The sequence below is a fragment of the Shinella lacus genome (assembly GCF_010994755.1).
GTDB classification, from domain to species: Bacteria; Pseudomonadota; Alphaproteobacteria; order Rhizobiales; family Rhizobiaceae; genus Shinella; species Shinella lacus.
The window spans coordinates 17,508-32,775 of sequence record NZ_WHSB02000001.1 but is presented as its reverse complement, the minus strand read 5'-3'; the positions used below and the strand labels follow the sequence as shown (position 1 = coordinate 32,775).

The 15,268-nt window shown below is 62.8% G+C and carries 14 protein-coding genes; 10 read left to right on the top strand and 4 right to left on the bottom strand.

The window, feature by feature from the left end; translation table 11 throughout:
• The first annotated feature begins 179 nt into the window (after positions 1-179).
• The 5 genes from GB927_RS00140 to GB927_RS00120 all read left to right on the top strand — a co-directional run bounded on the left by GB927_RS00140 (position 180) and on the right by GB927_RS00120 (position 6,479).
• A complete protein-coding gene (locus GB927_RS00140) occupies positions 180-2,867 on the top strand; it encodes an ATP-binding protein (protein ID WP_256115394.1) in 2,688 nt (895 codons plus the stop codon).
• A gap of 81 nt (positions 2,868-2,948) precedes the next feature.
• Entirely contained in the window at positions 2,949-3,491 is a 543-nt protein-coding gene (locus GB927_RS00135) for a type 1 glutamine amidotransferase family protein (protein WP_256114447.1), read from the top strand.
• A 144-nt stretch (positions 3,492-3,635) separates the two neighbouring features.
• A complete protein-coding gene (locus GB927_RS00130) occupies positions 3,636-4,616 on the top strand; it encodes an alpha/beta fold hydrolase (RefSeq protein WP_439655460.1) in 981 nt (326 codons plus the stop codon).
• A gap of 77 nt (positions 4,617-4,693) precedes the next feature.
• Positions 4,694-5,494: an SDR family NAD(P)-dependent oxidoreductase gene (locus tag GB927_RS00125; protein WP_256114446.1), complete on the top strand. Its 801-nt coding sequence runs from the start codon at positions 4,694-4,696 to the stop codon at positions 5,492-5,494.
• Between the two features lie 43 nt (positions 5,495-5,537).
• Positions 5,538-6,479, top strand: a complete 942-nt coding sequence (locus GB927_RS00120; RefSeq protein ID WP_256114445.1) for an MBL fold metallo-hydrolase — start codon at positions 5,538-5,540, stop codon at positions 6,477-6,479.
• A 10-nt stretch (positions 6,480-6,489) separates the two neighbouring features.
• Here GB927_RS00120 and GB927_RS00115 read toward each other — a convergent pair whose 3' ends face one another.
• The 3 genes from GB927_RS00115 to GB927_RS00105 all read right to left on the bottom strand — a co-directional run bounded on the left by GB927_RS00115 (position 6,490) and on the right by GB927_RS00105 (position 8,575).
• Positions 6,490-7,194, bottom strand: a complete 705-nt coding sequence (locus GB927_RS00115; RefSeq protein WP_256114444.1) for a DUF599 domain-containing protein — start codon at positions 7,192-7,194, stop codon at positions 6,490-6,492.
• Positions 7,195-7,304: 110 nt separating this feature from the next.
• Positions 7,305-8,024 (bottom strand): 2OG-Fe(II) oxygenase, encoded by a 720-nt coding sequence (locus tag GB927_RS00110; protein WP_256114443.1) that lies wholly within the window; start codon positions 8,022-8,024, stop codon positions 7,305-7,307.
• Positions 8,021-8,575 carry a methylated-DNA--[protein]-cysteine S-methyltransferase gene (locus GB927_RS00105; protein ID WP_256114442.1) on the bottom strand — a complete coding sequence of 185 codons (555 nt, stop codon included), beginning with the start codon at positions 8,573-8,575 and terminating at the stop codon, positions 8,021-8,023. The genes GB927_RS00110 and GB927_RS00105 overlap by 4 nt, the downstream gene beginning before the upstream one ends.
• A gap of 273 nt (positions 8,576-8,848) precedes the next feature.
• Between GB927_RS00105 and GB927_RS00100 the strand changes: the two genes are divergently transcribed.
• Positions 8,849-10,063: an MFS transporter gene (locus GB927_RS00100; protein ID WP_256114441.1), complete on the top strand. Its 1,215-nt coding sequence runs from the start codon at positions 8,849-8,851 to the stop codon at positions 10,061-10,063.
• Between the two features lie 54 nt (positions 10,064-10,117).
• Here GB927_RS00100 and GB927_RS00095 read toward each other — a convergent pair whose 3' ends face one another.
• Complete coding sequence (locus GB927_RS00095) at positions 10,118-10,720, bottom strand: PAS and helix-turn-helix domain-containing protein (protein ID WP_256114440.1); 603 nt, start codon at positions 10,718-10,720, stop codon at positions 10,118-10,120.
• Between the two features lie 77 nt (positions 10,721-10,797).
• Between GB927_RS00095 and GB927_RS00090 the strand changes: the two genes are divergently transcribed.
• The 4 genes from GB927_RS00090 to repB all read left to right on the top strand — a co-directional run bounded on the left by GB927_RS00090 (position 10,798) and on the right by repB (position 15,105).
• Entirely contained in the window at positions 10,798-11,514 is a 717-nt protein-coding gene (locus GB927_RS00090) for a CoA transferase subunit A (RefSeq protein WP_256114438.1), read from the top strand.
• Positions 11,514-12,161, top strand: a complete 648-nt coding sequence (locus GB927_RS00085; RefSeq protein WP_256114437.1) for a 3-oxoacid CoA-transferase subunit B — start codon at positions 11,514-11,516, stop codon at positions 12,159-12,161. The genes GB927_RS00090 and GB927_RS00085 overlap by 1 nt, the downstream gene beginning before the upstream one ends.
• A 695-nt stretch (positions 12,162-12,856) precedes the next feature.
• Entirely contained in the window at positions 12,857-14,080 is a 1,224-nt protein-coding gene (repA, locus tag GB927_RS00080) for a plasmid partitioning protein RepA (RefSeq protein WP_256114436.1), read from the top strand.
• Complete coding sequence (gene repB, locus GB927_RS00075) at positions 14,077-15,105, top strand: plasmid partitioning protein RepB (protein ID WP_256114435.1); 1,029 nt, start codon at positions 14,077-14,079, stop codon at positions 15,103-15,105. The genes repA and repB overlap by 4 nt, the downstream gene beginning before the upstream one ends.
• Positions 15,106-15,268 lie beyond the last annotated feature (163 nt).

The following is a 15,268-nucleotide window of genomic DNA, read 5'->3' as shown; positions in this document are numbered from 1 at the left end:
GCGAAGACGTGAGGCTAATACCACCATGAGAGGCCGACGCGAAGGCGGTTGCAACCGGCTTGCGTTTTTGCCGGCCTTCGCTCAAGTTCCGCATCCGAAGCCATGACGCAGGCGGTGGCATGGCGTCGTGTTTCCGGTATGCGGACGGATGGTGGGAAGTGATCAATGCCGTGAGCGACATGCAATTCGGACCGTTCACGATCGCGCCGGGCCGGCGGGCGCTGCTGCGGGATGGAAAGCTCGTGCCGCTCGGCAGCCGTGCCGCCGATATTCTCATCTTCCTCGCCTCCCATCCGGGTGAACTGAAGACCAATGCGGAGATCGTGCGGCACGTCTGGCCGAACACGTTTGTCGAGGAGGCCAATCTTAGGGTCCATATTTCCGCACTCCGCAAGGCGCTGGATGATACCCAAAAGGAACCGAAGTTCATCACGAATGTGCCGGGGCGGGGGTATACGTTCATCGCCGATCTGGCTTCGCCCACCTCGCCACCGCCAAAACCCGCGCCTGTGCCGGCAGGCCTTCCCGCCGGGCCGCGCATCTTTGGCCGCGAACAGTCGATTGCCCTGATCTCATCGCAGCTCGTGCGGTCCCGCCTGCTGACGATCGTCGGGCCGGGCGGCATCGGTAAGTCCACCGTCGCCCGGGCCGTGGCGGCGGGCGAGGGACTGGCGGGAGAGGTCTTGTGGGTCGATCTTTCCGAGGTCGCACAGTCCGGGCTGGTCGCGACTTCGATTGCCTCGGCGCTTGGAACCCTCTCGCGGACGGAGGATCTTGCCGGGGATATCGCGCGCCACCTCGCCGAGCGCGATATCCTGCTGGTGCTCGATAGCTGCGAGCAGGTGGTCGACGGCACTGCTGCCCTTGCGGAGGCCATTTTGCGCGGCGCGCCGGCCACCCGCATGCTGGCGACGAGCCGCGAGCCGCTGCGGGCGGATGGCGAACGCGTGCATCGGCTGCCGGCGCTCGAGCTACCTTCGACGGCTGGCCGCGCGCGGGACGCGATGATTTCGCCGGCGGTGCAATTGTTCGTCGAGCGTGCCGATGCCTGCCTCGGCAGCTACGAATTGTCCGACGCGGACGCGCCCCATGTCGTTGATATCTGCGCGAGGCTCGATGGCATCGCGTTGGCGATCGAGCTTGCGGCCGGGCGGCTGGAGACGATCAGCATTCCGGGCCTCGCGTCGTCCCTCTCCGACTGTTTTCGCGTGCTGACGCGTGGCCGGCGCACCGCTTTGCCGCGGCACCAGACGCTGCGGGCCACGCTCGACTGGAGCTACACCATCCTGTCGGCGCAGGAAAAGACGGCGCTGACGGAACTCTCGGTCCTACGCGGCTGGTTTAGCGGCGATGCCGGCATGGCCGTGCTTTCGGGAACCGAGGCGGAGGATGACCTGGCCTCCCTCGTGGCCAAGTCTCTCGTGGCCGCAGATACCCAGGCAATGGGCACGCGCTATCGCCTGCTCGACACGACGCGCATCTATGCCGCCGAGAAGCTCGCTGCTGGCAACGGGACGGACGCGGCGATGGCGCGGCTCGCGGCCTATCTTCAGAGGCGTTTCGAGCGGGCCGAGCAGGAGCTGTATTCTGCCGCCGTGGCGGAGTGGTCGGAGGATTTCGCGTCGCAGATGGCGAACCTGCGCGCCGCACTCGACTGGGCTTTTTCGCCGGCCGGCGATCCGCTGCTCGGCGTGCGGCTGACGGTGGCGAGCCTGCCGCTGTTCTTCCGCCTGTCGCTGCTCGATGAATGCCTGGTGGCCGTCACGCGGGCGATCGCTTATCTCGAAGACCGGCCCGGCCTGGACGAGCGCAGCCGCATGAAGCTCTATGCGGCGCTCGGCTGGCCGCAGATGCGCGCCACCGATGCGCCCGAGCACGGCATCGCGGCCTGGTCGACGACGCTCAGGATCGCCGAGGAGATCGGCGACGCCGACCATCAGTTGCGGGCGACCTGGGCACTATGGGTCGATGCTATCAACCGCGCCGAACCGCGGCTCGGGATGACGTTTGCCGAGAAATTCGGCGTGCTCGCCCACGCATCGGCAGATCCGATGGACGCGATCATCGGCAAGCGGATGCGTGGCGCTACGCTCCACTGGCTGGGCCGCCACCAGGAATCCCGCGACGAACTGCGGCAGATGCTGCGCGACTATACGAGCCTACGGGCAGGTCAACATTCGATCCGCTTCCAGTTCGACCAGCGTGTCACCGCTCGCATCATCCTCGCCCGGGCGATGTGGCTGCTGGGAAACGAGGACGGCGCGCTGCGGGAGGTGCAGGAGACCGTCGACTACGCCAGCGAGATCCGCCACACGCTCTCGCTTTCCAACGTGCTGGCAGAAGCGGCATGCCCGCTCGCGCTGCTGTCGGGCAGGGACGATCTCGCGGTCGGTTACATCGCGTCGTTGCGGGAGCACACCAAGGCGCTGTCGCTGGATGTATGGCACGCCTATGCCGATTGTTTCGAGGCGGAACTCGTGCTGCGGGCAGGGCAGGCGGAGGAGAGCAGCCGACAGCTTCGCGCCGCGATGGCAACCCTTGAAGGTGCAGGCTTTACCCTGTTCCAGACCTACTTCCAGTCCGTTGCCGCCCTGGCCTTGAGTGAACAGGCCCAGTATGCGGAAGCCGTGCGGCTTGTGGAGACGGCGCTCGAACATTGCCGCCGGTCCGGCGAGCGCTGGTGCCTGCCGGAGCTTTTCCGGGTGAAGGCGCGCGTTGTGTTTGCTGCGGGTGGGGAAGGGGCGCTTGCCCGTGCCACGGAAATTCTCGACCTCGCCGCAGCCACGGCCAGCGAGGACGATGCGGTCGCCTGGACGCACCGCATCGATCGGGATCGGCGTGCGCTCCACGCCGCCATCGGCGACTGAGCGGATTTGCACCGATTTACAACTCTCAACTCGTTCTCCCGCCGTGAAGTCGCGATGATGCGGCGAGAATGGGAGAGTGGAATGACCGAAATGCCCTTCATCCCGCGTTTTGTGATCCTGATCGTGGAGGATGAGGAAGAGCGGCCGGATGTCGGCCTGCCGTGGATTGCGCCGGCCTATTATGCCTTCCGGGACATGGGCGTCGAGGTGGCCATCGCCACACTGCTCGGCGGTCCGCCGATCCTCACGACCCTGCGGGCGACGGCAGACGAAAGTTTCGCGGTGGAGCGGTTCAAGGCGGACAGGAACGCCCGCGACGAACTTGCCGACACGCTGAGCCTCGACCAGATCGTCGTGGAAGACTTCGACGCGGCCTTTTGCCTCGGCTTTTCGGGTCAGATCTGGGAGGTAGACGGCGCGGTTTCCGCTTTCGTGCGTGCCTTCCTGTCCGCGGGAAAGCCGGTTGCCCTCGTTCCCGGCAAATACGCAATGGTCACGCCCGAAGGTGCGGGCGCCGGGCTGCTGATACTCGGCGATAGCGAGGCCTCGCCGCTCCATGCAGCGCGCGCCCTGGTCCATCTGGTCTGCGAGATGCACGCCGCCCCTGACATTCAACGGCTTTAAGGAAGCCGGGAACGACGCTAGACTGCGCTTACTGCACGTCGCCTTTGCATCGATTTACGACGCTTTACTCGTGTTGCGGCTTCGTCTGCGTCACCTTGATTTTCGTCAACGAGACGCGGGCAAAGTCCGCACAGGAGGGAAGCCATGAATGAATGGGCCACCACCTTTCCGGTCGCAGCCACGCGCCGCGACCTTCTTCTTGGAGCCGCAGCCACCATCGCGGCGCTTGCACTTCCGACATATGCCGACGCGCAGACATCGAACACCAATCAGGACGAAACGAAGGACACCGCCATGCCTTTCATCAAAATCGCCGACGACGTCGAAATCTATTACAAGGACTGGGGTCCGAAGGACGCGCAGCCCGTGGTCTTCCATCACGGCTGGCCGCTTTCGGCGGACGACTGGGACAACCAGATGATGTTCTTCCTCGAAAACGGCTACCGCGTCATTGCCCATGACCGCCGGGGCCATGGCCGCTCCAGCCAGACCTGGACCGGCAACGAGATGGATACCTACGCCGCCGACGTTGCGGCGCTCACCGATGCACTCGACCTCAAGGACGCCATCCATGTCGGCCATTCGACGGGCGGCGGCGAAGTCGTGCACTATGTCGCCCGCGCTAAGAAGGGACGCGTCGCCAAGGCGGTCATCATCGGCGCGGTTCCGCCGATCATGGTGAAGTCCGAGACGAATCCGGGCGGGCTGCCGATCGAGGTTTTCGACGGTTTTCGCGCCGCACTCGTCGCCAACCGCGCCCAGTTCTTCCTGGATGTACCCTCCGGCCCGTTCTACGGCTTCAACCGGCCCGGCGCAAAGGTCTCCGAGGGCGTCATCAACAATTGGTGGCGGCAGGGCATGATGGGCGGCGCCAAGGCCCATTACGATTGCATAAAGGCATTCTCCGAGACCGATTTCACGGAGGATCTCAAAGCGATCGACCTGCCCGTACTCGTCATGCACGGCGAGGATGACCAGATCGTGCCGATTGCCGACTCCGCGCCGCTCTCAGCAAAACTGCTGAAGAACAGCACGCTCAAGACCTACAAGGACCTGCCGCACGGCATGTGCACGACCCATCCGGAGATCATCAATCCCGATCTGCTGGCATTCATCAAGAGCTAGTCCGACCGGCTGCCGTGCACGCCGGGCCATCGGTCCGGCGTGCACTTTCCAACAATACAAGGAAGAGGAGATTTCGAATGCCAAGGAAAACCGCAATGGTGACCGGAGCCTCCTCGGGGATCGGCGCCATCTATGCCGATCGCCTCGCCGGGCGTGGCTTCGACCTGTTGACCGTCGCCCGCGACCGCGGTCGTCTGGAGGAGCAAGCGGCGCGCCTTGCCGCAAGCCATGGCGTTCAGGTGTCGCCGCTTCCGGCGGACCTTTCCGGGCGCGAAGGGCTGGAGCCGGTGCTTGCGAAACTTCGGGAAGATGCGGGGATCACCATGCTCGTCAACTGTGCGGGGAGCGGCCCGAAAGGCCCGGTGCTGCAATCCGACGCCACGGGCCTTGCCGCCATGGTTCATCTCAATGTCGATGTTCTGCATGCCCTGACGGTGGAGGCGGCGAAGGCTTTTGCGGCGCGCGGCGAGGGGGCGATCATCAACATTGCCTCGGTCGTGGCGCTGATGCCCGAGCGGTTCAACGCGACCTATGTTGCCAGCAAGGCCTTCGTGCTCGCCTTTACCCAGGCGATGGCCGAGGAACTGAAAGGGCAGGGCACGCAGATCCAGGCGGTGCTGCCCGGTTTCACGCGCACGGAAATCTTCGAGCGCGCTGGCATCGACATCAACGTCATCCCCGCCGACATGATCATGGGGGCGGAAGAGATGGTGGATGCCGCATTGGCGGGTTTCGATCGGGGAGAACTCATCACCATCCCGTCGCTCGCCGATGATGGGCTCTGGCAGGCTTTGGAAACTGCCCGCCATGTGCTCGGCCCGCACCTGTCGTTGAAACACGCGGCGCCGCGATACGGCATCCCTGCCGAAGCGGTTTGACGTAGCGGAACGGATCACGACGATTTTTCAAAGGAGATTTGTCATGTCCGCCTTCGAGTTTGGAAATATCCAGGCCACCCGCAGGCAGGTGCTCGCCGGCGCGGCAGCAGCGAGCGTTTCGCTCGCCCTGCCGCGGAATGTCCTTGCCGCTCCGGTCCATACATTCTCGCACGGCGCATTCGACATCTCGGTCGTCAGCGACGGCTTCATCATCCTGCCGCCCGAGGTTCTCCTGCCTGACGCGTCGGCCGGGGAGCGCGCCGATTTCCTGAAGCGTCTCGGCGGCGACGCGAAGGGCGCCGCGGTGCAGGCGAATATTCCGCTGATTCGGCACGGGCAGGATCTCATCCTGATCGACACTGGTTCGGGAACCAATTTCCAGCCGAGCGCGGGACGCCTGGCGGAAAACCTGAAGACACTCGGCGTGCTGCCGGAGCAGATCACTAAAGTCGTGTTCACCCATGTGCATCCCGATCATTCCGGCGCGACGACCACGGCCGATGGCAAGGTGCTTTTTCCGAACGCGCACTATTATGTCAGCGAGGCGGAATGGGCCTTCTGGATGGCCGACGATTTCGAAGCCCGCCAGCCATCGGCGCTTCATGGATTTGCGAAGGGTGCAAGGCGCGACCTTTCCGCCGTTGAAGATCGCCTGACGCGGGTGAAGCCGGGCGATGAAATCCTGTCCGGCATGGCCATGGTATCGACGCCGGGCCATACGCCCGGCCATATGTCGGTGGAGATCGCCGGCGACGGAAACCTGCTGGTCACGGGCGATGCCTGCACCAGCGATACCATCTTCTTCGAGCGGCCTGACTGGCATTTCGGTTTCGACACCGAGCCGGACATCGCCTTGAAGAGCAGGCAGATGTTGCTCGACCGCGCATCTTCGGAAAAGGTGAAGATGCTGGGCTATCATTGGACTTATCCGGGCGTCGGATTTGCCGAGCCTGCCGGGCAGGCCTACCGGTTTGTCCCGGCATAATGCCAAGCGGTCAGGATTTGCCTTTCTGCGCCTCGATGAGATCGTGGATGCGGCTCAGGCCATGGGCGGTGCGGGAGGACGTATGCCGCCATACCATGAGGGATGCAGATAACAGCGTGCCCACGCAGAACACCCACGGCCCCAGGAACCAGAGGATGGCGGCGAAGGTGAAATAATAGGACCGCACGCCTTTGGAAAACGTCCGCAGCGCCGGATTGACGACGGAGGTCAGCGCATCCGTCCACGCATCGAGGTCGCGGTCTTCGTTCTTGGACGGGCTGCTGCCGATTGCCGCCAGGCAGTAATTCAACTGGCGGACGGCCCAGACGAAATCCGAAAGCCCGCGCAGCAGCGTCCCGAACACCAGCAGGATTTTCGTCTGGAGAAGCCAGGCCGGCGTGTCGCCCGCAAAGGTCGCGATCAATCCCGTCTTGCTGAACGATGCGGGATCGATAGACAACGAGCCCACCACCGCCATGATGACCAGCAGGTTGGCCGAGGCAAAGAAGGAGGCCGAGTTGATCGTGTGCCCGAGGATGGCGGCATCCCCGATGAAGTTGGTATCGCGGGTCAGCACCTCCCGCATCCAGGCCCGCCGGATCGCCTCCATGTTGCGCGGAATGCTGTTCTTGCGCTTGGTATATTCCAGCCACGGCTCCAGGGAGACCCAGACCAGCAAGAAAAACGCGATCGCGCCTATGTCCTCGAGCGGCATCTTTGGTCGGTCGTTGCCGCCCCCTGTTTCCCCGGCGCCGACTGTGGCAAAGAATTGCCGATTGCTCAATCCTCGCTCCACAGTTCGGCGGGCAGGGCGGCGGACTGCCGTCAACGGGCGTCGTGGAAGATGATGCCGAGGGTGTGGCGTTTGCCGGAACGCACGCGGCTGACGCCGTGCCGGAGATTGACGCGGTAATTCCCCTTCGTTCCCTGCACCGGGCGGTTATGCACCGCAAAGGCCACCGCGTCGCCCTGGCGCAGCGGCACGACCTCCACCCGGCTCTGCATGCGCGGTCGCTGTTCGGTCAGCGCGAATTCGCCGCCGGTAAAGTCGCTGCCGGGCTCCGAAAGCAGGATCGCCACCTGGATCGGAAAAGCGAGATCGCCGTAGAGATCCTGGTGCAGGCAGTTGAAATCACCCGGCACATATTGCAGCAGCAACGGCGTCGGCCGCACCTGGCCGGCGTCATGGCACTGTTGAAGGAACGGTGCGTGCTCGCCGGGATAACGCTCCGCGATCCCCATGCGCTCGTTCCAGACATTGGCGACGCTCGCAAGGTGGGGATAGAGCGCCGTGCGCAGGCTGCCGAGAAGGTCGGGCAGGGGATATTTGAAATAGCGGTATTCGCCCTTGCCGAAACCGTGCCGCGCCATGACGATGTGGCTGCGGAAATGGCTTTCATCGGGATAGAGCGCCGCAATCCCGCGGCACTCCTCCAGTGTCAGCAGCTTTGGAAGGACCGCACAGCCGAAACCATCCAGCTCGCCGGCAAGCGCTTTCCAATCATAGGCGGCGACCCGTGCTTCGGCAGACGTCGCGACACTCATGCCATGGCCTCCTTCCGGAGGAGTTCGCGCTTGCGCTCGATGCCCCAGCGGTAGCCGGCGAGTTCGCCGTTTGCACGCAGGACCCGGTGGCACGGAATGGCGAGCGCAATCGGATTGGCGGCGCAGGCAGCGCCGACGGCCCGCGGGCTTGCGAGCGGGCTGATCCAGCCGGCCAGCTCCCGATAGCTCACCGTACGGCCGACGGGAATCGTCCGCAGCCTTTCCCACACACGCCGCTGAAACGGCGTCCCGCGCATGTCGAGCGCGAGAGGGAGACCCACAGCAGGCTCCGCGATGAAACGCAGCGCCGCCTCCATGGCCTCTTTCACCGCAGCTTCGCCCGGGACAAGCGTCGCCTGCGGGAAGCGACGGGCGAGATCCGCCATCAGGTCTTCGGTACTGTCGCCGATGAGGATCGCGCAAACGCCCTTGTTGCTCTGCGCCAGCAAAACCTTGCCGAGCGTGCAATCGGCGACGGCGAAGGAAAGAATGTCGGCCGTCTTCACCCTTGGTGCGGCCCGTAACGCCTTGTTGGCGATCATAAGGTTCATCGTCGTAACTCCTTGTTTGTCTTGGAGATCGACACTAGGCCGCACGATGCCGCACCAAACTCCGATCCTTGCTGTCAAATTGAGAAATTCCGCCAACGTGTGGCGAAGCGTTGGGCAGGCCGGGTATAGATAGGCTGTTGCATCTCATATGCCGCGCTGAGAATAGGGCATACCCTGATACAGACAGAAATCGTGTAATCTATCTTATGGAACTAATTGATTTCACGCTCTCAGGCACTTGAGGCTGCGGCAAATACGTTTCACACACGACGCATGACATCCTCGATCAGTTTTCGCGAACGCATCGCGCTCTATGCGCTTCTGACCTCACTGACATCCCTCAGCATCGATGCGCTGTTGCCGGGGTTGCGGGAGATTGGCGCGGATGTCGGTGTCGCGCCGCCGCTTTCGACCCAGCACGTCATATCGCTTTTCATCTTCGGCATGGCGTTCGGTGAACTGCTGCTCGGTCCGCTGTCCGATGCGATCGGACGGAAGAAGGCGCTTGTACTGGGTCTGTGTGTCTATGCCGCCGGAACCGTCATCGCCACGCTCGCGGGAACGCTGGAGATGGTGATCCTTGGCCGGTTCCTTCAGGGCGTCGGCGTCTCCGGGCCGAAGATCGCGACACGGGCCATGATCCGCGACCAATTCGAGGGCGATGCGATGGCCCGCGTCATGTCCTTCATGTTCTCCCTGTTCATTCTCGTGCCGATGCTGGCGCCGGCTCTCGCGCAGGGCCTGATCGCCCTTGCCGGCTGGCGCAGCGTCTTTGTGGCTTATCTGGTCATTGCGGGTCTTCTTGGCCTGTGGCTGCTGGTTCGCCAACCGGAAACTTTGCCCGCAGAAAACCGCATTCCGTTTCGGCTAGGCCTGCTGCTCCTGAATGGCCGCCGCATCCTTTCCAACCGTCGTGTGACGTTGCTGATCGTGGCGACCGGGCTCGTTTTCGGTGCACAGCTCCTATACCTCAGCACGGCGGCCGATCTGTTCTTTGACGCCTATGCAATCCGGGAAACCTTTCCCTTCTATTTTGCGGCGCTGGCCACGGCGGTGGGGCTTGCGTCATTCACCAATGCCAGGCTCGTGCAGCGGTTCGGCATGGATAGAATGGCGCGCGCCGCCTTCCTGGGATTGGCGTCGACCGGCTTTCTGATGCTGGTTGCATCCACGCCGTGCGGAGGCCGCCTGCCGCTTGCCGCTTTCATGGCATTCGGGTTTGCAGCCTTCTTCGCCATCGGCATCCTCTTCGGCAACCTGAATGCCATGGTCATGCGCTCTCTTGGCCAGGTTGCCGGTTTGGGCGCCTCGTTGCTGGCCTCCGGATCGAGCCTCGTTGCAACTCTGTTCGCTGTCGGCATGGGCAGTTTGTATGACGGCACGACTATCAATTTGTCCGCAGGCTTCTTTCTCGCCGGCGTCAGCTCGCTCATTCTGGCGCAAGTGGCGCAAGGCGGCGATGTATCACCCGTCGAGGCGGCTCGATAAACGGAAGCGAAAGGCAACCCGATTGGCCATGATGGCGCCGCCCCAACTTGCCCCCTACCCTGCCCCATCCGGGCCTGGCGCGTGGGCGAACCAGGAGGTCAGTTGGGCGGAATTGGTGCAGCCGGTGATCTTCATCAGCCGGGCGCGGTGGGATTCGACGGTGCGGACCGACAGGTCCAGTTCGTCCGCGATGCGCGCATTGGTTTTTCCCTGCGACACCAGCGTCAGGATCTGGCGCTGGCGCTCCGTCAGGGAAAGCTGCGGGCTGGTCGTCGGGCGGTTGAGCCGCTGGAAACAATAGAGCGCGTGGGCGAAAGGGTCGTCGTGCTGAAAGCTCTTGCCGGTGACCTGGCACCAGAAACGCTGCCCGGTAACCGACATCATGATCCGCTCGTCATAATAGCTGCGCCCCCCCGGCAGGTGTTCCAGCCACATTTTTCCGGTATGGATAAAGTCGGCGATCTTCGGATAAAGCACCGCGAAACTCCGGTCGATCAGGTCCGGGCGGGCATAGCCGAAGAGTTCGGCGAAGGCGTCGTTGCAATCGCGGATGATACGGTGGGTCGCGTAGACCATCGGCACGGGAATTTCGTTCAGGGAGAAGCGTAGGTCCCCTTCCCTGCCGAAGCCTTCGATTGAACCGGCACGTCGCGTCATGCCGTATAAATACGGCTAACGCCTGCCGACGTTCAAGCCGTAATGTCTCGCCTGGAACGTTTTCTATGGGAGGAACCATGCGGAAAATCCACGACGATGCGACAGCGGCCCTGGCGGGGCTGCTCAAGGACGGCATGACCATCATGGCCGGCGGTTTCGGGCTTTGCGGCATTCCCGAAGCGCTGATCGAGGCGGTTCGTGAGTCCGGCGTGCGCGGCCTGACGGTCATTTCCAACAATGCAGGCGTCGATGGTATCGGCCTCGGCCGGCTGCTGGAAACCCGCCAGATCGACAAGATGATCTCGTCCTATGTCGGCGAGAACGCGCTCTTCGCGCAGCAATATCTCGCGAAGGAACTGGAGATCGAGTTCAACCCGCAGGGCACGCTCGCCGAGCGCATCCGCGCCGGCGGCGCTGGCATTCCCGCCTTTTTCACCCGCACCGGCGTCGGTACGGCGGTCGGCGAAGGCAAGGAAGTGCGTGAATTCGACGGGCAGCTCTATCTCATGGAGACGGCGCTCTTCGCCGACCTCGCCATCGTGCACGCCTGGCGCGGCGATACGGACGGAAACCTCGTCTATCGCAAGACCGCGCGCAACTTCAATCCGGTCATGGCAACGGCGGCGCACACGACGGTGGCGCAGGTCGAGAAGATCGTCGAGCCGGGCAGTATCGATCCCGACCACGTACATACGCCAGGCATCTATGTCTCGCGCATGATCGAGGTAGCAAACGCTGAAAAGCGGATCGAGAAACGAACGGTTACGCCGCGGCAGTCGGTGGAGGCAGTCTGATGGCCTGGACACGGGACGACATGGCGGCGCGCGCCGCGAAGGAATTGCAGGACGGTTTTTACGTCAATCTGGGCATCGGCATTCCCACGCTGGTGGCAAACTACATCCCGGCCGGCATCCACGTCACGCTGCAAAGCGAGAACGGCATGCTGGGCATGGGTCCCTTCCCCTTCGAGGGCGAGGAAGATGCGGACCTGATCAATGCCGGCAAGCAGACGATCAGTGAACTGCCGGGCAGCAGCTTTTTTTCCAGTGCTGAAAGCTTTGCGATGATCCGGGGCGGCCATATCGACCTCTCCGTTCTGGGCGCGATGCAGGTGGCGGAAAACGGCGACCTTGCCAACTGGATGATCCCCGGCAAGATGGTCAAGGGCATGGGCGGCGCGATGGATCTCGTCGCCGGCGTCAAGCGGGTCGTGGTCGTCATGGAGCACGAGGCGCGCGGCGAATCCAAGGTTCTCAAGCGCTGCGACCTCCCGCTGACCGGAAGCCGCGTCGTCAACCTGCTGATCACCGACCTCGCCGTCTTCGAACCGGCGATCCGTGGCGAAGAGGCTATGCGCCTGGTGGAGCTCGCGCCAGGCGTGACGGTCGACGAATTGCGTGCCCGCACGCAGGCGGAATTCCGCGTCGCGCTCGGCGGGTAGTGCGGCCGGACGTTCATTTTATAATTCAAGCTATTAGAGGGCCGGAACATAACGTGTTCCGGCCCTCTCCTATTAGTTCCCGTCGTCGAACATCACGCCGGTGGCATATTTTCGAATCTCGGCAGCGCCGGATCGAGAAAATCCCAAGCATGGCCAGCAGTTGTGCATGACACCAGTTGCGGCTGATCGCGGCTTGGGTCGTCGAGGCTTGCCGGCATGACGATGAACACAGCTGGCATATCGGGAAATGTCATGGAAACGGACGAACCGCGATCAGGTGCGACTGGTGTCCGGTGCCGCTATCACGCTGACATTGCCGGCACTGGCAGTCGACCCGCGGGCGTCATTTGCCCCTGCGTGGAACGACGATGATTTGCCAATTTCAACAGGCTTGTCGCGGACAGGAGGTTCCGGTGATTCTGATTCCCGATTCTCTCGCGCGGCGGCATTTGAGCCCGTAGGCCTCCACCTGGCAGGACTACCTGTGTCAAAAGTGTGGAGAGTTACAAACGGAAGCTCGCACTACTTTTGCGAGAAAGACAATAATATCAGTTGATTAACACCTATCCGCGACCGAAGATCGCCCATTCGGTTCGATTGTCAACCGCCAACACATGGACGGGCTTATAGAATCGTGTTCTATCTCTTGGCGAGTGCCGGCCGGTAAACCGGCGATAGGCCGCCAAGAGGGAAAAATGGCGATAGCGCAACAGGTAGAAACAGTGGTTCCTTCCAAGGAAGATGCAGGAAGCAAGATCACGCGCCATGCCACGCTGTTGTCCGGACAGCTCCAGCAGCTGAGAACGCGTATGTATCCGCCGAAGTCGGAAAAGATTCTTCGGCAATTTTTGACGAATGAAGTCTCCAAGCTCACATCGATACCCGATTCGACGCTGAAGTTGATGTCGAGCGAAGGCCGCGGTCCCGTGCCGAGCCGGCTGGAGAACAATCATCGGGTCTATACGCTCCAGCAAATCAACGAGTTGCGGGAACTGTTCGCAAAGCAGAAGCCGGCGGACGCCCTGCGGTTCCTGCCGCGCCGCCGGCCGGGAGAACACCTCCAGGTGCTCGCCATCGCCAACTTCAAGGGCGGCAGCGCCAAGACGACGACCTGCGTTCATCTCGCGCATTTTCTCGCCCTGCAAGGCTACCGCGTTCTCGCGCTCGACCTCGATCCGCAGGCGTCGCTGTCGGCGATGTTCGGTTCGCAGCCGGAGGTCGATGTCGGCGCCAACGAGACGATCTATGCGGCGCTTCGATACGACGATGCCGAACGGCGGCCGATACGCGACATCATCCGCAAAACCTATTTCGACGGCATCGACCTCATTCCCGGCAATCTGGAAGTGATGGAGTATGAGCATGAGACCCCGCGGGTCCTTGCCAACAGGTCGAGTTCCGGCGCGATCTTCTTCGAGCGGCTGAAACTCTGCCTCGCCGAGGTGGAGGCCGACTACGATGTCGTCATCCTGGACACCCCTCCCTCGCTTGGCTTCCTGACGCTGAGCGCGATCTACGCGGCGACGAGCATGATCATCACCGTGCATCCGGCCATGCTGGACGTCGCGTCGATGAGCCAGTTCCTTCTCATGATGGGCGACCTTATCAGCGTCTTGACCGACAGCGGCGCGCAGCTCGATCAGGATTTCATTCGTTATCTTGTGACGCGGCACGATCCGAACGATGCGCCGCAGTCGCAGGTGGTCGCGATGCTGCGCCATCTGTTCGGGGCGGATGTCCTGCTGCCGACAGCGGTGGAAAGCACGGCCGTCGAGGCGGCGGGGCTTGGCAAACGCTCGCTGTACGAACTCGAAATGGGCCAGATCGGCCGCGAGACGCACAAGCGGGCCCGCGAGGCGGTGGACGCCGTCAATGAGGCGATCGTTCGCCTGATCAACACGAGTTGGGGGCGTGGATGAGCAAGACACCACGGAAATCCATCGTTGCAAGCTTCGGCCTGCTTTCGGCTGAACTGGAGAGCGAGGAGCCCGCGGCACCCGAGCCTGTGGCAGCGCCCTCCCCTGCCCCAACGACACGCGTCGCCGCCGGCGTCATCGGTGCGGCCCATCGGGCGATCGATGACATCCGGGCGGAACGTGATCGCTTGCGGGCGATCGTCGAGGCGGGCGGAGCGTCGATCCACGACCTCGACCCCAAGATCATCGACCCCTCCCCTTTTCCGGATCGATTGCCGGACGACGACGCGAGCGATTTCCAGACGCTGAAGCGCTCGATCGAGACGGAAGGCCAGAAGGTCCCCGTGCAGGTTCGAAAACACCCTTCGGCTGCCGGACGCTACCAGATCGTCTATGGGCACCGGAGATGGCGTGCTGCCTTGGAGCTCGGCCAACCGGTTCGGGCGATCGAAGTCGATATGACCGATCACGACCTGGTTGTCGCCCAGGGTATCGAGAATGCCAGCCGGCAGGACCTGTCATGGATCGAGCGTGCGCTGTTTGCATCGCGCATGGACGATGCCGGCATCCGGCCGCGCGATATCTATGCCGCGCTTTCGATCGAGGATGCCGAACTCGCCCGCATGCGAAGCGTCTACCGCTCGGTTCCGGGCGATGTTATCGAAGCGATCGGCCGCGCGCCGAAAATCGGCAGGCCGCGCTGGCTGGATTTGGCCAAGACGATTTCAGGCAGCTCTGGCGCCCTTGAAGCTGTGCGCCGCGCTTTGTCGAAGGCAAGCGACCGCATCGAGAACTCCGACCAGCGCTTCCAGCAGGCGTTGAATGCGGTGAAGTCGAGCCCAAGCCCGCGCGGTGGCGCCGTTACCCTCTCCGACAACGAAGGCAAGGCGCTCGGCGCCTATATTGCCTCGGCCAAGGATGTCCGGATTTCCGGCGAGGGCGAACTGGGCGCCGCGTTCTTGAAATTTATCCAGGAGGAGCTGCCGGCACTTGCCGAGCGTTTCTCCCGTCAGCGGAACAAGGGGTAATCCTGACATTTGTCAGGTTGCCCGGATATGGAAGAAAGGAAGCGTCGCAAAAGAAAAAGGCCCCCCAAACGTTGCCGTCGTGGAAGCCTCTCTCTGATTTAGCACTTCGAGACTCGCATTTCCACGAATCTTAGTCAAGCGTCTTTGGCACCGTTTTTGGTGA